22 protein-coding genes are annotated in these 19775 nt (G+C 29.8%); 7 read left to right on the top strand and 15 right to left on the bottom strand.

Going from position 1 to position 19775, the window contains the following annotated elements; genetic code table 11:
* Positions 1–15: 15 nt before the first annotated feature.
* From mazG to ACYU7A_RS14575, 6 genes are all read right to left on the bottom strand, one after another.
* Positions 16–789, bottom strand: coding sequence for a nucleoside triphosphate pyrophosphohydrolase (gene mazG, locus ACYU7A_RS14600; protein WP_460577699.1), 774 nt, complete (start codon positions 787–789; stop codon positions 16–18).
* Between the two features lie 79 nt (positions 790–868).
* Positions 869–1387, bottom strand: coding sequence for a DUF5606 family protein (locus ACYU7A_RS14595; protein ID WP_460577698.1), 519 nt, complete (start codon positions 1385–1387; stop codon positions 869–871).
* A gap of 104 nt (positions 1388–1491) precedes the next feature.
* Positions 1492–2079, bottom strand: a complete 588-nt coding sequence (gene def / locus ACYU7A_RS14590) for a peptide deformylase (protein WP_298302640.1) — start codon at positions 2077–2079, stop codon at positions 1492–1494.
* Positions 2080–2152: 73 nt separating this feature from the next.
* The gene (locus ACYU7A_RS14585; RefSeq protein ID WP_460577696.1) at positions 2153–3631 is read right to left on the bottom strand and encodes a malate:quinone oxidoreductase; all 1479 of its coding nucleotides are present in this window, start codon (positions 3629–3631) and stop codon (positions 2153–2155) included.
* A 39-nt stretch (positions 3632–3670) separates the two neighbouring features.
* Positions 3671–4090: a Holliday junction resolvase RuvX gene (gene ruvX, locus ACYU7A_RS14580; protein ID WP_460577695.1), complete on the bottom strand. Its 420-nt coding sequence runs from the start codon at positions 4088–4090 to the stop codon at positions 3671–3673.
* Positions 4091–4209: 119 nt separating this feature from the next.
* Positions 4210–4647 (bottom strand): META domain-containing protein, encoded by a 438-nt coding sequence (locus ACYU7A_RS14575; protein WP_460577693.1) that lies wholly within the window; start codon positions 4645–4647, stop codon positions 4210–4212.
* Between the two features lie 98 nt (positions 4648–4745).
* Between ACYU7A_RS14575 and ACYU7A_RS14570 the strand changes: the two genes are divergently transcribed.
* Positions 4746–5636 carry a hypothetical protein gene (locus tag ACYU7A_RS14570; protein ID WP_460577692.1) on the top strand — a complete coding sequence of 297 codons (891 nt, stop codon included), beginning with the start codon at positions 4746–4748 and terminating at the stop codon, positions 5634–5636.
* A gap of 65 nt (positions 5637–5701) precedes the next feature.
* Complete coding sequence (locus ACYU7A_RS14565) at positions 5702–6517, top strand: 2,3,4,5-tetrahydropyridine-2,6-dicarboxylate N-succinyltransferase (RefSeq protein WP_396143923.1); 816 nt, start codon at positions 5702–5704, stop codon at positions 6515–6517.
* 45 nt (positions 6518–6562) lie between these two features.
* Here ACYU7A_RS14565 and ACYU7A_RS14560 read toward each other — a convergent pair whose 3' ends face one another.
* Positions 6563–7318, bottom strand: coding sequence for a lipopolysaccharide kinase InaA family protein (locus ACYU7A_RS14560; RefSeq protein WP_460577690.1), 756 nt, complete (start codon positions 7316–7318; stop codon positions 6563–6565).
* 97 nt (positions 7319–7415) lie between these two features.
* Between ACYU7A_RS14560 and ACYU7A_RS14555 the strand changes: the two genes are divergently transcribed.
* Complete coding sequence (locus ACYU7A_RS14555) at positions 7416–8474, top strand: glycosyltransferase family 9 protein (RefSeq protein WP_460577689.1); 1059 nt, start codon at positions 7416–7418, stop codon at positions 8472–8474.
* On the opposite strand, the gene ACYU7A_RS14550 is transcribed toward ACYU7A_RS14555, so the two are convergent.
* The 3 genes from ACYU7A_RS14550 to ACYU7A_RS14540 all read right to left on the bottom strand — a co-directional run bounded on the left by ACYU7A_RS14550 (position 8475) and on the right by ACYU7A_RS14540 (position 11017).
* A complete protein-coding gene (locus tag ACYU7A_RS14550; RefSeq protein WP_460577688.1) occupies positions 8475–9419 on the bottom strand; it encodes an NAD-dependent epimerase/dehydratase family protein in 945 nt (314 codons plus the stop codon).
* 12 nt (positions 9420–9431) lie between these two features.
* Positions 9432–10241 carry a glycosyltransferase family 2 protein gene (locus tag ACYU7A_RS14545; RefSeq protein ID WP_298302659.1) on the bottom strand — a complete coding sequence of 270 codons (810 nt, stop codon included), beginning with the start codon at positions 10239–10241 and terminating at the stop codon, positions 9432–9434.
* A gap of 98 nt (positions 10242–10339) precedes the next feature.
* Positions 10340–11017 carry a glycosyltransferase gene (locus ACYU7A_RS14540; RefSeq protein ID WP_460577686.1) on the bottom strand — a complete coding sequence of 226 codons (678 nt, stop codon included), beginning with the start codon at positions 11015–11017 and terminating at the stop codon, positions 10340–10342.
* 57 nt (positions 11018–11074) lie between these two features.
* On the opposite strand from ACYU7A_RS14540, the gene ACYU7A_RS14535 reads away from it, so the two are divergent.
* Positions 11075–11812: a glycosyltransferase family 2 protein gene (locus tag ACYU7A_RS14535; RefSeq protein ID WP_460577685.1), complete on the top strand. Its 738-nt coding sequence runs from the start codon at positions 11075–11077 to the stop codon at positions 11810–11812.
* A gap of 3 nt (positions 11813–11815) precedes the next feature.
* On the opposite strand, the gene ACYU7A_RS14530 is transcribed toward ACYU7A_RS14535, so the two are convergent.
* Positions 11816–12529: a polysaccharide deacetylase family protein gene (locus tag ACYU7A_RS14530; protein WP_460577683.1), complete on the bottom strand. Its 714-nt coding sequence runs from the start codon at positions 12527–12529 to the stop codon at positions 11816–11818.
* Between the two features lie 66 nt (positions 12530–12595).
* On the opposite strand from ACYU7A_RS14530, the gene ACYU7A_RS14525 reads away from it, so the two are divergent.
* Complete coding sequence (locus ACYU7A_RS14525; RefSeq protein ID WP_396143930.1) at positions 12596–13363, top strand: glycosyltransferase family 2 protein; 768 nt, start codon at positions 12596–12598, stop codon at positions 13361–13363.
* Between the two features lie 14 nt (positions 13364–13377).
* Positions 13378–14304, top strand: a complete 927-nt coding sequence (locus tag ACYU7A_RS14520; protein WP_460577682.1) for a glycosyltransferase family 2 protein — start codon at positions 13378–13380, stop codon at positions 14302–14304.
* Here ACYU7A_RS14520 and ACYU7A_RS14515 read toward each other — a convergent pair.
* Positions 14296–15132 (bottom strand): glycosyltransferase family 2 protein, encoded by an 837-nt coding sequence (locus ACYU7A_RS14515; RefSeq protein ID WP_460577681.1) that lies wholly within the window; start codon positions 15130–15132, stop codon positions 14296–14298. The two genes, ACYU7A_RS14520 and ACYU7A_RS14515, sit on opposite strands and share 9 nt — an antisense overlap.
* A 59-nt stretch (positions 15133–15191) precedes the next feature.
* Between ACYU7A_RS14515 and ACYU7A_RS14510 the strand changes: the two genes are divergently transcribed.
* Positions 15192–16211: a glycosyltransferase family 2 protein gene (locus ACYU7A_RS14510; RefSeq protein WP_460577679.1), complete on the top strand. Its 1020-nt coding sequence runs from the start codon at positions 15192–15194 to the stop codon at positions 16209–16211.
* A 1-nt stretch (position 16212) separates the two neighbouring features.
* Here the strand turns inward: ACYU7A_RS14510 and ACYU7A_RS14505 are convergent, their stop codons facing one another.
* From ACYU7A_RS14505 to ACYU7A_RS14495, 3 genes are read right to left on the bottom strand one after another with little or no spacing between them, the layout of a single operon-like run.
* A complete protein-coding gene (locus ACYU7A_RS14505; protein WP_460577678.1) occupies positions 16213–17706 on the bottom strand; it encodes a capsular polysaccharide export protein, LipB/KpsS family in 1494 nt (497 codons plus the stop codon).
* 18 nt (positions 17707–17724) lie between these two features.
* Positions 17725–18762 carry a pseudaminic acid synthase gene (pseI, locus tag ACYU7A_RS14500; RefSeq protein WP_460577677.1) on the bottom strand — a complete coding sequence of 346 codons (1038 nt, stop codon included), beginning with the start codon at positions 18760–18762 and terminating at the stop codon, positions 17725–17727.
* Positions 18753–19775 carry a GNAT family N-acetyltransferase gene (locus tag ACYU7A_RS14495; RefSeq protein WP_460577675.1) on the bottom strand — a complete coding sequence of 341 codons (1023 nt, stop codon included), beginning with the start codon at positions 19773–19775 and terminating at the stop codon, positions 18753–18755. The genes pseI and ACYU7A_RS14495 overlap by 10 nt, the downstream gene beginning before the upstream one ends.

Below are 19775 nucleotides of genomic sequence, written 5' to 3'. Positions count from 1 at the left end.
TATAAAATATTGTAGTTACAACTTCTTCGCTTCGTTCCAAAAAACATCCATCTCAGCTAATGTCATATCCATTAATGGTTTTCCGAGTTCTTCAGCTTTGCTTTCCAAATATTGAAAACGCTTAATGAATTTTTTATTAGTACGTTCTAAAGCATCTTCAGGATTGACTTTCAAGAATCTTGCATAGTTTATCATGGAAAATAAAACGTCTCCAAATTCAGCTTCAATTTTGTCTTGATTTCCGGAAGCAATTTCTACTTGAAGTTCTTGTAATTCTTCTTGTACTTTATCCCAAACTTGATGTGGCTCTTCCCAATCAAATCCAACTCCTTTCACTTTATCCTGAATTCTAGAAGCTTTAACTAATGCTGGTAAACCTTTTGGAACACCTTCCAAAACCGATTTTTTTCCTTCTTTAAGTTTGAGTTTTTCCCAATTTTGTTTTACTTCTTCTTCATCAGCTACTTCCACATCACCGTAAATATGAGGATGACGATGGATTAACTTATCGCAAATTTCGTTACAAACATCAGCCATATCAAAGTCATTAGTTTCACTACCTATTTTGGCATAGAACACAATATGTAACAACAAATCACCTAATTCTTTTTTAACTTCTTGCAAGTCATTATTTAGAATAGCATCACCAAGTTCATAAGTTTCTTCAATGGTTAAATGACGAAGACTTTCTATAGTCTGTTTTTTATCCCAAGGACATTTGGCACGCAAATCGTCCATAATATCTAATAATCTATTGAAAGCATCGAGTTGTTGTTGTCTTGAATTCATGATTTTGATTTTTGTAAAAATAAAAAATCCTATTACACAATTTGAGCAATAGGATTTGTATTTATAAAAAAGTAATTAACTATTTTTTTGCTTTAGCTTTTGGTTTTTCGGCAGTTTCTTTTTTAGCTTTAGCTTCGCTCAGTTCGGCTTTGCCTCGGGTTACTTCTTCAACTACTTGTTCTTTAACAGATTCAGCGTTTTCAACTTTTGGTTCTTCTTTAGAAACCATTCCTTTTCCTTGAAGCATATTGTACCAATTCAATACTTTCTTGATATCTGATGGATATACTCTATCTTCATCATAATCTGGTACGATTTGAGAAAAATATTCAATCAACTTTGCATTATCTTCTTTATGAGAAATTGCAGGTCCTTCATTTTCTTTTACTGCAATGGCACGTAAAATTTCAACTAAAGGTTTTTCTTCAGTATGTGTGTACATTGAAATTTCAGAAAGTAAACTTACATTACTTTTCATTCCAACTGTAATCTTTTTTCCATCTAATAATGACTCAGCAACAAAACCTGAACGCGTTTGAATTTTCAATTCGAATAAACCTGGTTTTCCTGAAATGGCTAATATTTTTTCTACATTCATTTTCTAAAAATTATTTTAAGCGGTGGCAAATATATTATAAAACTTCAATTTCAATAGCAATAATAAATTTCTTTTTTCTGAAATCTAAAATCTGTTATCTAAAACTATCTTCCTTTTTTATTACAAAATCTCATTTTATAATCTGGTCTTGCTTTACCATCCATGATATTTTGCAATTTCTTTTTAATTAACGTACGTTTTAGTGTAGATATTTTATCCGTAAATAAAATTCCTTCAATATGATCGTATTCGTGCTGTATTACTCTGGCAATCAAACCATCATAAACTTCTGTTTTTTTGTTAAAATTTTCATCAAAATATTCAATTGTGATGGTTTCGTTTCGGTAAACATCTTCACGAACATCTGGAATACTTAAACAGCCTTCATTAAAACCCCATTCTTCACCTTCTTCTTTCAACATTTTGGCGTTGATGAATGTCTGCTTGAATCCTTTTAATTGTTCTTGTTCTTCTTTTGTTAAATCTTCACTATCACTAAAAGGTTCAGTGTCAATTACAAATAATCGAATTGGCAAACCTACTTGTGGCGCAGCTAAACCAACACCATAGGCGTTATACATAGTATCATACATATTTGCGATGATTTCTTGCAAATTTGGATGTTCTGAAGTGATATCATCACATACTTTTCTTAAAACTGGATCGCCGTAGCCAACTATTGGTAATATCATTCTTATATTAGATTTCTGATTTTAGATTTTAGATTTTTTGAATCCAAAGTGCAAAAGTAATTAAAAAAATAAATTAGTGTTGTAATTTCAAGGTTTTGCTTGTTTTTTCTCTAATTGATTTTATTAACTCAGGGTTTTCATTCAAAGGTTTTCCAAATGAAGGAATCATTTTTTTTAATTTTTCTTGCCAATCAGCAGAATTCATTTCATCTTTAAAACATCGATTTAAGACATCAATCATTGCCGATACAGCAGTTGAAGCTCCTGGTGAAGCGCCAAGTAAACATGCTAAAGTTCCGTCAGAGCAAGTTATAATTTCTGTACCAAATTCTATGGTTCCTCCTTCTTTTTCGTCTTTTTTGATGACTTGAACACGTTGACCAGCATCGAGTAATTCCCAATCTTCCATTATCGCATTTGGAAAATATTCGCGTAAAGCTTCCATTCGATTTTCGTCTGATTGCATTACTTGTTCTATCAAATATTTTGTCAAAGGCATGTTATTCCATCCTGCATAAAGCATTGGTTTTATATTATCCAATTCAATTGAATCTAATAAATCTAAATAGGAACCATTCTTCAAAAACTTGGTTGAAAAACCTGCAAATGGTCCAAAAAGAAGTTCTTTTTTGCCATTAATAATTCGTGTATCTAAATGTGGAACCGACATTGGTGGTGCGCCAACAGATGCTTTTCCATAAACTTTTGAATGATGTTTTTGTATTACATCTTCATTATTACATTTCAACCATTGTCCACCAACAGGAAATCCACCATAACCTTCGGCTTCTTGAATATCGGCTTCTTGTAAAAGCAATAATGATGCTCCACCTGCTCCAATAAAAACAAATTTGGCTTTCGATTTTATTTTTTCATCTGAATTCAAATCTTTGATTTTCAAACGCCAAGTTTTATCTTCTTTTTTCTTTATTCTTTTTACTTCATGATTATAATGAACTGAAACGCCTTCTTGTTTTGACAAATAGTCAAGCATTCTTTTTGTTAATTCGCCAAAGTCAACATCAGTTCCAAAATCCATTTTTGTAGCTGCTATATTTTCAGCTTCACTCCTATCTTGCATTACTAAAGGCATCCACGATTTTAGTTGTTCTAAATCTGCACTAAATTTCATTTCTGAAAAAAGTGGATTTTGAATTAATGCTTGGTGGCGTTTTTGAAGAAACTCAACATTTTCTTTTCCCCAAACAAAACTTAAATGCGGAATAGAATGGATAAAATTTTCAGGATTTAACAATTTATCATTCTCAACCAAATAACTCCAAAACTGACGTGTTACTTCGAATTGTTCTGCAATTTTGATGGCTTTTTTTACCTCTATAATGCCATTTTCATTTTGAGGTGTATAATTTAGTTCGCAAAAAGCAGAATGACCTGTTCCTGCATTATTCCATGCTGAAGAACTTTCTTGAGCTGGTTTGTCCAATCTTTCATAGATTTCAATAGTAATATCAGGTTGCAATTCTTTTAGAAAAACACCCAAAGTGGCACTCATGATTCCAGTTCCGATAAGGATTACATCAGGTTGATTCATAATTTTTGTTGCGAGTTGCAAGTTTCGAGTTAAAAAATTCTAAGTAATTTTATATCGTAATAAATAATCTTGAAGCATTATGGTTGCAGCAATCTCGTCTACTAAACCTTTGTTTTGGCGTTGTTTCTTTTTTAATCCGCTATCAATCATAGTTTGAAAAGCCATTTTGGAAGTAAAACGTTCGTCAACACGTTCCATTTTCATTTGAGGAAACTCTGATTTGAATTTGATAACAAATTTTTCAATAATTTCGGCACTTTCAGATGGTTGACCATTCATTTGTTTGGGTTCACCAACAATAACTTTTTCAACTTTTTCTTTAGCAAAATATTCTTTTAAAAAAGCTATAATGGTTTCCGATGGAATTGTAGTTAAACCTGATGCAATTATTTGAAATTCATCCGTAACGGCAATTCCTGTTCTTTTTATTCCGTAATCTATGGCTAGAATTCTTGGCATTTTAATAATTTTATACAAATATAGGATATTGAATTAGTCAAAATAATTTTTCTAAATTAAATAAAACAAAAAAGGCACTCTTTATAGAATACCTTAACTAAATTGTAATTTAAACAAAACTATTTAAATAACTCAAATTTAGCTTCAACAACATTCTTTGAATTAGAAATCACTAAAGTTTTATCGGTTTTTGCATAAGTTTTTTCACCATCAAGAAATAATGAAAGTTCTCTTTCCAAACCATCATCAGGACAAGCCATCAAAGTTGATACTCCTTTTGAAAAAAACACTTTAGAACCTTCTAATTTGTATGCTCCTCCAAGCCTATTACAGCCTGCAAAGGCACCATATCTTTCTTGATCTAAAAACTGAATATAGTAAGATGCATTACTATTCTTTTTGCCGTTTAACTCAATAAGTTTCCATTTTCCAACTAAATCACTTGAAGCAGTGATTGTAACACTTGACTCATTAGATTGTGAATTTGCATTTTTATTGCAGGAACAGCTAAATAAAATTGTTGTTAAAGTTGACATTAGAATAATAGTTGTTCTCATATTTTTTTTTACAAATAAAATATGCAAAAATCTTACCAAACATATTTATTTTTCAAAATTTATTAATTTTTACTCATTAAATTTGTAAAAAAAATAAGTTGAACAACTATCTAGTTTATTCAGTTTTTGGAAATGAGAACTTCTATAACGAAGCTTTGTATTCTATTCTTTCTTATTTAAAATTTCATAAAGTAGATGAAAATCAAATAATTATTTATTCAGATTCTACAGATTTTTTTAAAAAGAAATTACCCCAATCCATAATATATATTGAACTTTCTAATGATGAAATAACAAATTGGAAAGGCAAACATAACTTTGTTCACAGAGTAAAAGTTAAAGTAATTCAAGATGTAGTATCAAAATATGAAGGCAATTTTCTTTATCTAGATTCTGATACTTACTTCACAAAAAACTGTTCTGAAATCTTTAACAACATCAATTCTAATGCTATTTATTTTGATAAATGTGAAGGCAAATTAATTGATAATAAAGGTGGAATTGCTAGGAAAATGAAAGCTTTTTTGAAAAATGAAAGTGAATTTAAGATTCCATCATTAAATGAAACTATAAAAATTGATTCCGATTTTACTGTTTGGAATGCTGGTGTTATTGGATTTAACTCTAGTTATTCTAACCAACTTAGAATGGTCGAAGAATTAGTTGATGAACTGTATTCTAAAAATCAACTTTTTGTGATGGAACAAATTTCATTCAATTATTTTTTTCAGAGAAAAACAAAACCTATTGAGTCTCAAAATTGGATTCACCATTATTGGTACTTTAAAGAATTTAGAGGTATTTTAAGTCATTTTTTTGAACACAACAAATCAAAATCATTTGAAGAAATGATTGTAGAAATTGATAAAATAAATCCAGAATATTTATCTTCTGAAAAAAGAGCTTATAAAAAAATGTCGTTTTGGAAGAAACAATTTCACAAAATTCAAAAAGGAAGAAAATGGAAAATTTTAGACTATAAATTATAATTTTTCAATCATTTTAATTAGAAAATTTATCGATATTGAACTATATTTGTGACAAATTAATCACTATGCAAAACATACAATCTACAATAGAAAAAGCTTGGGATAACCGAGAATTATTAAAAGAAGAAACTACTATAAACACTATCAAAGAAGTAATTTTTCTTCTTGATAGCGGTAAACTAAGAGTTGCAGAACCAACAGAGAACGGTTGGCAAGTAAACGAATGGGTGAAAAAAGCTGTAGTTATGTATTTTCCAATTCAAAAAATGGAAACACATGAGGTAGGAATTTTTGAATATCATGATAAAATGTTATTGAAAACAGGTTATGCTGAAAAAGGTATTCGTGTAGTTCCACCTGCAGTTGCAAGATACGGTGCTTACATTTCTAAAGGAGTAATTTTAATGCCTAGTTATGTAAACATTGGTGCTTATGTAGATGAAGGAACGATGGTTGACACTTGGGCAACAGTGGGAAGTTGTGCACAAATTGGTAAAGACGTTCACTTATCTGGTGGTGTTGGAATTGGTGGTGTTTTAGAACCATTACAAGCAGCTCCAGTAATTATCGAAGATGGTGCATTTATTGGTTCAAGATGCATTGTTGTTGAAGGTGTTAGAGTAGAAAAAGAAGCAGTTCTTGGAGCCAATGTTTGTTTGACGGCTTCAACCAAAATAATTGACGTTACAGGAAATGAACCTGTTGAATATAAAGGATTTGTTCCAGCTCGTTCTGTTGTAATTCCTGGCAGTTACACTAAGAAATTTGCTGCTGGAGAATATCAAGTTCCATGTGCACTTATCATAGGAAAAAGAAAACCTTCAACCGATTTAAAAACATCGCTTAATGATGCTTTAAGAGAATATGATGTAGCGGTTTAAAATCAAATACTCATAAAAAAATCCGAATTTACGTTCGGATTTTTTTTATTTCTTTAGTTTTCTTTTTAAGTATTTTTTCTTTGTAATTCTTCTTTTGAATTGTAGTGTCTTTTCAAGCAAAATAGCATGAATTTTCTTTTCTGGCTGACCAATTAATTCGGCGTATTTCTTGGCAACTACTTTAATCATTGTTCTTGACAACCACATTTTCTTGAAATTATCCATACGTTTTTCAATAGATAGTTTTTCAAATTTCATTCGATTTAAATCAATTAGATAAAACTCGAATTGATTAATTCCTTTGTCGATAATTAATGTATTTCCTGGTGAGTGATCTAAAAAATTCACATTTGCTTCATGCATTTTGAAAGTGAATTCAGTAAACTGTTCTAAAATACTATTTCGATTTGGAAACAACGGATTGTGAATTAACTCTCTTATGGTAAAATCATAATCAATTTGCTGGCTGATGTAAAAACTATCTCCTAATAAACCAAAAGTATTTCGCTCTTCTATGTAGGCAATGGGTTCTGGTGTTAAAATTGAATGCTCCATCAAATAATTAGCATAATCAAACGATCTCTTTGCTTTTGTACTTCTAAAAAAAGAATAAATAATCGATTTAAATAAACCAGGTTTTTTAAAAAACTTGATATTTACCTTTTCTGAACCTAAAAAATTTGATTTGATTGTATTTCGAGAACCTTTTACTATAAGATTTCCTTCTTCAAAAAAGCTTATAACTAATTGAATTATAGCTTTTTCTTGTTGTTTATATTTTGGATTAAGGATAATCTTCACGGTTGGAGTTAATATTTTGGTTTAAAAGTATAAAAAATAGTACTTTGCACCAAGAAATAGTTTTCTATTAAATCGATATTTATTTTAACACTTTGGGATGAAAATATTAATTATACAAAATAAGCGAATTGGAGATGTGCTAATTGCCTCGGTTATTGCCAATAATTTTAAAAGAAAATATCCTGATAGTGAAGTTCATTTTATGGCTTATGATTTTACAACCGGTGTTTTAGAGCAAAATCCGAATATTGATAAAATTATTGCTATTAAAGAAAAAGAACTTAAGAAAATAAAGAACTTATTTAAGTTCATTCTTGAAATTAGAAAAGAAAAATACGATATTATTTTTGATCCTTATTCAAAAACGCAAAGCCGATTAATTTGTAAATTTAGCGGTGCCAAACAAACTATTGGTCATAAAAGCCGCAAACGATTTGGCAATTGGAACTACTATACTCATCCAACAGAAGGTTTACAATCATCAACAAAATTCTGCGGAAAAGCTATTGAAGATCGTGTTCATCTTATTGAATATGCTGGCGATTTTGAACCCATAGATTACGAGCCAAAATTATTTCTTTCTGAAAGTGAAAAAAATGAAAATTGGTTGAAAAATTATCGTGATAAAAAAGTAATCATGTTAGGGGTTTTAGGCAGTACGCCACAGAAATCAATGCCTTTTGAATATGTAGCAACAATTATTGATTACATAGCAAAAAATTATGATGCTTACCTCCTTTTCAACTATTCGCCACATCAAAAAAAAGATGCTTTAGCTATTTATGAAATGTGTCAATACAAACAAAACATCATTTTAGATATCTATGCACCAAGCATTAGAGATTTCATCAAATTAATGAATCAATGTGATGTATTGGTTGCCAATGAAGGTGGAACGGTTCATATTGCAAAAGCACTTCAAAAACCAACTTTTACTATATTTTCACCTTATGTAAACAAAGCACATTGGGCAAGTTTTGAAGATGGAATAAAACATCATTCCATTCATTTGTTAGATAAAAAACCTGAAATATATGATGGTTTTACTTATGAAGAGCGCAAACAAATAGAACAAAATCCAAGAGAATTTTATCTTCAATTGACGCCTGAAATTATCATTCCCGATTTGGAAGTTTTTCTAAAAAATAACCTGTAATTACTTTACAAATTTTTCAAAATACCAATCTACTTGCTTTTGAAGTCCTTCTTTTAGCGTAGATTTTGGTTTGTAGTTTAATAACTTTATAGCTTTATTTATTACAGCTGATGTCTTCTGTTGATCGCCTTTACGTGCTGGTTGATGATCAATCACCAGTTTTTTATTCATTATCTCTTCAACGATAGTAATTCCTTCTTGAGTTGTATTAACTACATCGGTACCAAGATTAATAATCTCACCATTAACAATAGATTCGTTACCAATAATTGAAGCCAATCCATCAACAATATCTCCAACAAAGGTAAAACTTCTTTCGTGTTTCACACTTCCTTCAAATAATGGGAATGGTTGGTTATTATGCAGATTATCAATTAATTTAGTATATAATTTCTCTGGACGCTCTCTTGGTCCATAAACAGAATACAAACGAATTGAGCAAGCTTTAAGTTTGTTAGTTCTTTCCAAACCTAAAACTAGTTGTTCTGCAGCCAGTTTTGTTGTTCCGTAAAATGAAATTGGTTTTGGAGTTACTTCTTCATCAACTGTAGCAACAGAACCATAAACAGATGACGTAGAAATATTTACAAATAACTTTAAATCTGAATTATACTTTAAAACACTTTCAAGTAAGTTTTGAGTTGCATAAATATTATTAGTAATATAATCATTTAACGAAGTATCTGAAGAGATTCCTGGTTGAGCAGCTAAATGATAGATATAATCAAAAGGAGTTTCGAAAACCGATTTTAAATCATCGTTCAAATCTAATCTAAAAATTTTTACACCAACTTTTTCCAAATCGGATGCGTTTAATTCTTTTAGTTTTACGTCATAGTAATTATTGAAATTATCTATTCCAACAACTTCATGATGCAACGAAGCTAACTTTTCACATAAGTGTGACCCAATAAAACCTGCTGCTCCGGTAACTAATATTCGCATAGTGTAAAACTGTTATTTTTTTATTCCAAAGTTAGTCCAAACTATCTTTTTATCTCTAACTTCTTTTCTTATGGCTAAATTTGCTGCTAAAGATTCTGGTGTTTTGTAACCTCTAGCATGATCTAAATGCAAAACTATAGCTTTATGTCTAATCTGTTTACCTTTTACTCCATAATTTTCTAAACGTTCTCCAAATTCTCTATCTGGACCACCATATTTCATTCGTTCATCATATCCATTAATGGCAATCATATCGGCTTTAAAACCTGATGAATTACAATTATTAAACGAAGGATTGGTTGGCGAAATAATATCTAAAAATTTACCTATCAAGCTATTAGCTCCTAATTTTAATGTATTTGAAAAACCTAATTTATCAATAGATTTTAACCAACTTACATTAAAACATCTTCCAGAAACAATATCATCTTTAGAAATTGCCTTACTAGTTGTCATTGGTAATTTGCAATAACCTCCAGATAAGAATTTACCTTTCTCAGCTAATTTTGCATGAACTTCAACAAAATCTTGTCTCGGAATACAATCGCCATCAGTCATTAAAATATAATCATGATTGGCTTCAACAATAGCTACATTTAGAATTTCTTGTCTTCTGTATCCTAAATCTTCATGCCATAAATGTCTAATTGGCACTGGATAATCTTTAGCATAAGAATCAATCAATTCTTTTGTAGAAGGTCTCGAACCATCATCAGCAATAATGATGTCAAAATCTTTATATGTTTGAACGCTATATCCAATTAGTACTTTTTCAAGCCATTCTTCTGCGTTGTAGGTACTTATTATAACTGTTATTTTCATATTGTTATCCAAAATATTTTTGAATTGAAATTCTTTTTATTTATCAAAGATAGAGAATATTATATTCAAAATTACCTCTATCAAAAATGCTGCATTTATTAATTTTGTAATTTTAAAAGTATTGCTCTACTCTTAATATTTTTTTGCTTTAAATCAATTTCCTTCAAATTAGTAATTTTCAAATTAGTAAAACTATTAATTTGGATAAAATCTGATTTCCAACCAGATAGATTGTCACTTGAAATATCATTTTTAGAAAAAATAGCATCCAAAAATGTACTCAACAAACCGCTATAAGAAATCATAAAACTTCTAAAAAAAACAATTCCTTTTGATTTTAACCAAGACATTTGAAAACACTTGGAAGAATAAATTATTTCTTGCGATATTTTATTAGAAACCAACGCATTTATTGAGTAAGAAGCTCCATTTAGAAAATAACCTTCTACTCTATTTTTAATATGTTGTTCTACAAAATCTGGTCGTGCTAAACAATCAGAATTAGTAATTAAAATATAATTTGTAGACGCTATTTCGATAGCTTTATTTACACAATCATCACCATTATTTTCTTTGTCAAAGTTCAATAAAACAATTGGAAAAAAAACTTCTTTTTGAATGGATGTAATTGATTTTGAAATAGTTTCATCAGAATTTTGATTTACTATTATCATTTCGAAATTTCTAAAAGCTTGAGTATTGTAACTCCAAATTACTTTTTCAAGTGACTCGAAATTATCGTTAGCTACTACTATTACTGAAATATTCTTTTGCATAATTCGGCAAAGGTAACCTAATTTTATTAAATTTGTACTTACAAAAAAGCAAAATTAATGCCCACTCTTTCGGTTATTATTCCTACTTACAATGAAATTGACTACATAGACGATGCTCTAAAGTCAGTGGAATTTGCTAGTGAAATTATAGTGATTGATTCCTTCAGTGAAGATGGAACTAAAGAAAGAGCTCTTGAATATGGCTGTAAGGTTTTGGAACGTAAATTTGATAATTTTTCCAATCAAAAAAATCATGCCATATCATATGCTACAGGAGATTGGATACTTTTTATAGATGCTGACGAACGTGTTTCTCAAAAACTTAAAAACGAAATTGTTTCAACTATTGAAAAGAACAAACATTCTGGTTATAAATTGAGTTTTCCACATTTTTACATGAATCGTTTTCTTTATCATAAAGTTGACAAAGTAGTAAGATTAGTTAAGAATAAAAATGTAAAATTCACTGGTGACGTACATGAAAAATTACATGTTGATGGAAGCATCGGCAGCTTAAAAAACTTCATGATTCACTATACCTACAAAGGTTTATTTCATTTAATAAAAAAGAAAGATTCCTACTCTTGGTTTCAAGCCAATACTTCGCTCAAAAAAGGCAAAAAAGTAACTATTTTTCATTTGTTTTTCAAACCTCTATACCGATTTTTCTCTTCTTATATTTTGAAAAGAGGATTTCTTGATGGCGTTCCTGGTCTTGCTTTGGCAAGTATCAATGCCTATGGGGTTTTCTCGAGATATGTTAAAATGATGCTTATTGAGAAAGACATCAAGTAGCGATTAAAACAAACTTAGTTTTCCAATTTTTAGTTTCCATTTGAATTTTAACAAAGTGTCTTGACCTTTAATGTCAATTCGTTGTATTTCAAATTTACTTTGTAAAGGGAAAGAATTAACTCTATTTCCAATTCTGAAAGCAGTTTTTATACCTTTCTTTTCTAAAATTGAAAAAAATATATCCTTTTTTAGTCCTTTTTTAGGATAATTGCCATAAGGATAAGCTAATGATGGATAAACATTTAAGTTGTTTTTAGCAATTAAATCAAAACTTTTATCAAAATCGGTCTCAATTTCTTGCTCTGATAAATCTGAATATTTTCTGTGATAAAAAGAATGATGTCCTAACTCTATAATTGATGAATCCAATGATTTTAATTGGTCAATTGACATTATTTTCTCCGAACCATTATTCCATAAATCTGTTTTACCTATATAAGAAAATGGAATAAAAAAAGTAGCTTTTATATTATATTTTTTCAACAATGGTAAGGCATACAACAATTGATTCTCGATAACATCATCAAAAGTAATTACAACAGATTTTGATGAAATAGATTGCATTTGTTCCAATTCCGACACAAATAATGAAGTGTAATTATTTTTATTTAAATAGTCTAATTGTTCTTCAAACTTACTTGTAGACAGCGTCAAACCCAAACTTAAATCGTTATTTGGGGTAATATTATGATACATTAAAACAGGGAATCTTGACACAAATTTAATTTTGAAAATACTATTGGTGTAAAAATATTATATTTGTGTCATATTTCATCTATTTATATGTCTGAAAATAACGCTATACCCAAAATAACTGCCTTAGCCATTACTTTTAATGAAGAAGTTAACGTAAAAAGATATGTTGAAAGCTTGTCTTTTGCAGATGAAATCATTTTTGTAGATTCTATAAGTAGCGATGCTACTATAGAAATTGCAAAAAATATGGGTGTAAAAGTTATTGAGCGTAAATTTACCAACTTTTCTGAACAACGAAATTACGCCATCAATCAAGCGAAGAACGATTGGATTGTGTTTTTTGATTTAGATGAAATTATTACAAAAGAATTAGAAAATGAAATTCAAGAAATTGTTGCTAATCCTGGACAAGATGTAGCCTTTTTTGTGAAACGAAATTTCTTTTTTATGGGAAGGCACATCCATTTTGGTGGATGGCAAAGCGATAAAGCGGTGCGTCTTTTTAATAAAAATTTCTGTCAATATAATGGCTTGGTTCATGAAGAAGTTAAAGCGAATGGCACAATTGGTATTCTTAAAAATAAACTGAATCACTTTAGTTATAAAAATTTTGACAACTACAACGATAAGCTAAATTTATATAGTAAACTGCAAGCAGAAAATCTATATAACAAAAAAAGAAAACCAAATGCTTATCATTTTATTTTCAGACCATTATACCGTTTTTTATGGCAATATTTTTTCCGTTTAGGAATTCTAGATGGCAAAGAAGGTTTTATATTGGCTTATGTTCATGCCTTTTCGGTATTCAAAAGGTATCTACAACTTTGGATGTTATACAGAAAAATTGAATAATAAAACGTCACTAAATGTTTGATATAGCAGCAATAATAATAAATTACAATTCGAGCAAACTTACCAAAGAATGCATTGATAGTATTGTGGAAAAAACAGCTACAGATTTGAATTATCAAATTATAGTTGTTGATAATAGCTCGCAAATTGCTGACTATAAACTATTGGAAGAATTTTGCAAATCACATTCTTTCAAAAACTTACAACTTGTTAGGAGCAAAATCAATACTGGTTTTGGAGCCGGAAATATGGCTGGTTATCAATATGCAAATGCTAAATATGTTGCTTTTGTAAACAATGATACTTTGTTTTTGAACGACTGCTTTTCAATCTTAAAAACTGCTATTGAAAAAGACAATTCAATTGCAATGGTTGGTGGTCAATCGTTTACTGAAACTGGAAAAAGAATGGTTGCTTTTGATCATTTTGCCTCCATTTCTAAAGAACTTTTTGGTAGAGATTTTCTAGAAAAAGTAAATCCGAAAAAATATCCTAAAAGAAAATTTGAATATACTAATCCTCAGAAAGTAAACTACGTTCAAGGAAGTTTTATGTTTACAAGAACTAAAGATTTCAATGAAGTTGGAGGATTTGATACTAATCTATTTCTTTATTATGAAGAAACCGATTTATGTATGCGATTAGAAAAAATAGGAAAATCGTGTTATCTAATTCCTGAAGCGCAATATGTTCACTATCACGGTGCAAGTACCCCACAAAGTATCACAATTAAAACTGAACTAAAAATTTCACTGCTTTATATTATTAGAAAGCATTATGGTTATTTAAGTTATTGGTTTTTATTGAATTACTTGCGAGTAAATTACATTTTCAGTACGCTATTTAAGCCTAAATACTCGTATTTACTGAAAGTTCTTTTGGCTGGTGCACCACTTTCTAAATCATTGAAAACCAAACAAAAAATTGTTGAATTAGAATAATTTTTTGAACTTATAGAATATTTTTCTGTAGAAAACATTGTCTTTAAACTTCTTGAATTCTTGTTTAGAATGCTCTAATTCGTGCATCAATCTTTCAAAGAATTTTTCTTTGTGATTATCATCTAAAGAATTATAAATCAAAAGATAAGCCTTTCTTAGATTTTCTTCCATCAATGCATTATTTTTTGTCATACCTTTATTATGCATTCGATATTGCGCTATATTTTCATTGAGAAAAGAAACTTTTGGATTACTTTTAAAAGTTTGAATCCAAAAAAACCAATCTTCTTTGGCTTTAAGTTTTTCATTAAATCTTACGCTTCCAATAGTTTCTCTTTTAAAAAGTCCACAATGTATCGGAATTGAAAATCTTCTATCCCATTGCAAAAGAATTGATTCGTATGTGAATGTTTGCTCCTCTAATTTGCAAAAAGCCTTCTTTAATTGATTCAGATTCTTTTTAAAACGAATAAAATTGGTAATCACAACTTCAGCACCATCTTTTTCATTAGCATCAATTGATTTCTGAAATTTATCTGAACTCAACAAATCATCCGAATCTAAAAACTGAATAAAATCACCTTTAGCTACTTCTAATCCACTATTTCTAGCGCTACTTAATCCACCATTTTCTTTACTTATGTATTGAAAACGATGGTCTTTATTTGTCCATTTTTTGGCAACATTTTCGGTGTCATCTGGCGAACCGTCATTAACGATTATGCACTCCCAATTGGTGTAAGATTGATTTAAAATTGAATTTAAAGTCTCATCCAAAAAGTTGGCTTGATTGTAACACGGAACAATAACAGAAATCAAATAGGACATAAAGAATGATTTATAAGTATGACAAATATAGTATATTTGCGCAAAAGGAATAACATAAAATGAATAACGCTACACTTCCCGAAATATCTGTCGTGATGCCAGTTTACAATGCTGAAAAGTATTTAAATGAAGCAATTGATAGCGTTTTAAATCAGACTTACTCCAACTTTGAATTAATCATTTTAAACGACAAATCAACCGATTCTAGCAAAGCGATTATTGAAAGTTATTTAGCCAAAGATACACGAATTGTTTTTATTGATAAAGAAACAAATGTTGGTCCAGCAAATCTTAGAAATGAAGGATTTGATTTGGCTCGTGGAACTTATATTGCACTTTTAGACGCTGATGATATTGCCAAACCAACTCGTTTTGAAAAGCAAATTGCTGTTTTAAAAAACAATTCTGAAATTGGTGTTTGTGGAACTTGGTTTACCACTTTTGGCGACAAAGAAAAAAGCAAAGTCATTCAACATCCTGAAAAGCACAATCAAATCAAAGTGAATTTTTTAATTGATTGTACGATAGGAAATTCAACGGCTTTTTTTAGAAAAGAAATTTTAGGAGACATTAGATACGATAAAGAATACGTTCCTGTTGAAGATTATCATTTGTGGAGTAGATTAATTGTTAAAACTCAATTTTATATTATTCAGGAATCTCTTGTTGATTACCGAATTCATGATTCTAACATTAGTCAAACCAAAATTGATAATGTGAAAAGATCTAATCGTCGTATTAAAATTGGATTGTTAAAACAATTTGGAATTGAGGAAAACAATCCAAACATAAATACATTTATTCATTTAATAGAAGGTCAAAAAGGGCTAGATTTTGAAGAAATCAAATTGGCTTCAGAATGTTACAATCACTTGGTAAATCAAAACAATATTTTAGGAAATTTTGATACCGTTTTATTAGAAAAAATGCTTCAAAAATCTATTGGAAGAATCATTAGAAAAGCAAGTAAACAAAGTAACTCCCAAATTAAATTTTATAAAGAAAACTTTGCTCAAGCTTATTCAAAATTAGCATTTAGTGATAAAGTTTTAATTCAAATAAAAGCAATTTTTGGATAACCTATTTTTTGTAAGTTCCATTCAATTTTTGAATAATTCTTCTCATTTCTCTCACAATCGGACTTGCCTTGATTAACTTTCCATGATATGTACCTTTTGCTAGATTTATGGGTTTGTAGAATTTATAATCTATACCGAATTTTTCATTCCAATAACCATATTTTAAAGGTTCTTCTGGATTCAATTCAGGAAAAACATAGTTGTCATTTGTTAAAATTGACATTACTTCTTCATGACTTTTTGGAATAATCACACAATTCAAATTTTCGTAAGCTGCTCTTCCTAATAAAATTACTTTTTTTCCTGCATAAGCGGCTTCTGCTCCAACAGTTGAACCAAAAACAATAATAATATCGCTTTTATTAATTAAAGCATAAGTATCAACGCTATCTTCAGCAGCAATTACCTCAACGGCTTTTAAATTGGTTATATTTTCTCTTAAAAACTTATTCTGACTGTTATCTAATTCTCTTAAATTGGGATGAACTCTTAAATATAATTTGATGTTGGAATGTGATTCTAAACTCTCACAAATTTGCTTAATTCCTTCATTATCATTAGCATAAAAATAAGGTCCAAAGCCTTCTAATCCTTCATATTCATCTAACGAAGAATTGAAAATTGTAACCACTTTTTTACCTTCATTACTTTTAAAACTTTCGGGCAATCTACCTTCTTGTTGCTCTTTTGTAAAAGAATACCAAGCATCTTCTACTCTTTTGATTCTGTTATTATAAAATGTCTTCCCTATTTCAGTTTTATCTGAATCAGCATTTTTCCATAACGACTCCATTTCGGCACTAATAGTCTCTATAGAATGAGGAATTGAATTAATTCGGAATAAAAAATTATCCAATTTTCCACCACGTTCGTGCGTTGCATAATCGATATTTTTCTGCTGACAAACTCTCAATAATGGTCTATTTTCTACAAATCTTCCATTAAATAAAATCACCAAATCAGGATTTATTTTATCTACAATCAATTGAAAAGTTTCATACAAATAAGCTCCAGTAAGCAATCCTCTATTGATAAAATCTTGATGTTCTGATAAATTTGGCTCATGATTTCTTGTGAAAGAAACTAGCGAAGAGGCTGTTGCCATTCCGCAATCATAAGATTTATAATGATACGCTTTTAAATCTTTAAATTCTGAAAAGGTAAAATTTTCAGGAAAACCAGTTTGTTTGAAATCTTTTAATTTCAAAAACTCATTGTATTTTAAAATATGAAGATTTGCATTATTGGTAACATTTTTTCTTAAAACCTCAACACCTTTTGTAACTCTAGAATAACAAACTTTGCAATCCATTTCCTTGTGCTTCGGATTATTAAAACACACTTGAAAATCAGATTTACAAATGATCCAATAAATGGTATTTCCTTGTTGTAACAAACGCTCCATAATTTCCATTTCTGTCTCTAAATGAGGTGTTGGATGGTAGGTCGTTTGAACAAGAATAGTTTTATTGGAAATTGTATCTAAATGCGTCATTGCTTTAATCTTTGAGTATTATTCGGCAAAATCCAATTGCATTGGTGTACCTTTTTCTAAATGGGTTGTAGCTTTTTTACCTAATAATTGATTGTAATATTTGGGATGTAAACCAAATCCTGGACGAACCGAACGAAGATTTTGTTCTGTAAAAATCTCTCCTGCCTTAATATCTTCAGCAATGTATAATGAACGACTAAAATCTCTTCCTTTGGCTTGTTTTTCGGTCAGATTATAATCAACAACACCCGAAGCTTTTTCGGCTTCACGAACGGATTTTACCATGGCTGTAAATTCTTCTTCATTCATCGAAAAAGAAGCATCAGGTCCGCCAATTGCTCTGTCAATTATAAAATGTTTTTCTATAATTTTTGCTCCAAAAACTGTTGCAACAACTGGAACAGTACTTCCCATAGTATGATCGGAAAGTCCTGAAATTACGTTATATCTTTCGGCCAAATCTTTAACCATACACATATTGGCTTCCTCAATTGGTGCTGGATAACTCGACGTACATTTTAACAAAGCAACATCATAATTACCCATTCTGTGGCAAGCATCAAGAGCCAATTCAATATCTTCTTGACGCGCAATTCCTGTGGAAATAATAACAGGCTTTCCTTTAGAAGCAACATATTCAATAAGAGGAATATCTGTAATCTCAAAAGAAGCAATTTTGTAAGCTGGCGAATTTAAACTTTCTAATAAATCAACCGCAGTTTTATCAAATGGTGATGAAAAACAAATCAAACCTTCTTCTTTTGCAACGCGATAAATTTGTTCGTGCCATTCCCATGGAGTGTAGGCTTCTTGATATAAAGTGTGCAATTTTTTTCCGTCCCAAATGGTTCCTTTTATCACAAAATCTTCTTTATCAGAATCTAATGTAATGGTATCAGCGGTGTAGGTTTGCAATTTTATACAATCTGCACCAGCTCTTTTTGCCGCTTTTATAGTTTCCAAGGCATTATCTAAACTTCCGTTATGATTAGCAGAAAGTTCCGCAATTATAAAAACCGAACTTTTATCGTCAATAGTAAAATTACCTATTTGCATATTTTTTTTATATAATGATAACTTGGAATTCCGTCATATTCTAATACAACATCCAATTCGTAACCTGCTTTTTGAAAAGCTTTTTCAGAAGCTTTATTTTCAATTTTAATGTAAGCACTAATGCAAATTTGTGGATTTTGTTTCAAAAATTCTTCTGATGCTATTTGAATCATTTTACTTGCATATCCTTTTCCTCTGTGATTAGCATCGTTAGAAATACCAATCACAGCAGTATTTTCATCTTGTTTTTGAATACGAACTTGTCCGATTGGCGAACCAATATGATTTTCGAAAACAACCATAAAACAGGTATCTTCTTTTATTTTTTTGTAAAACCAATTTTGATGATTTTCAAGAGAAATGGGTTCCGATTGATAAGAATTTTCTCTAACCGAAGCATCATTAGTCCAATTAAAATAAAGCATCATATCGTTTTCATTCGCTTTTCTGAAAGAAATTGTTCTGTTCATTTTAGCATGATAAACTACATCTAAAAATTGTCCATCAAACAAACAATGTTCTTTTAATCGTGCTTCTTCTTTAAATCCGCAAGATTCTAAAACAGGATATAAATGTGGCCTCAAATCAAATGCGTAAGTAAAAATCTTATGGAAATTTAGTTCTTCAAAAGCGAGTTTTTCAATTAATTTCAAATAATTCGACCAATATTTAGCAAAATTATCTTTCTCTAATTCCGTTTTCATTACAAACGAAATTTCTGCATTTTTATCAACCCAATTGATGTGAACCAAACCACCATATCCAATAAAATTTCCGTTTTCAAAAAAAGAAAACAACAATTGATTGGGTTTTTCTTGTTCAAATAAACCAGCGACAACTGTAGCAAAATAATTTTCTTGCTGCTCTTTGGTTAAAGGTTCGTTTTGTCTAAGATGATAGATTTGTTGGTTTCTGATGTCCATAATCTCATACATATCTTCATTGCGAAGAGATTCAATATGAAAAACATTTGATTCAAATTTAGAAACCGACAAACACTTATAATTTCGCAT

It is taken from the genome of Flavobacterium koreense, from assembly GCF_054776075.1.
The sequence above is the reverse complement of the archived record's forward strand: the minus strand, read 5'-3'. Positions and strand labels throughout refer to the sequence as shown.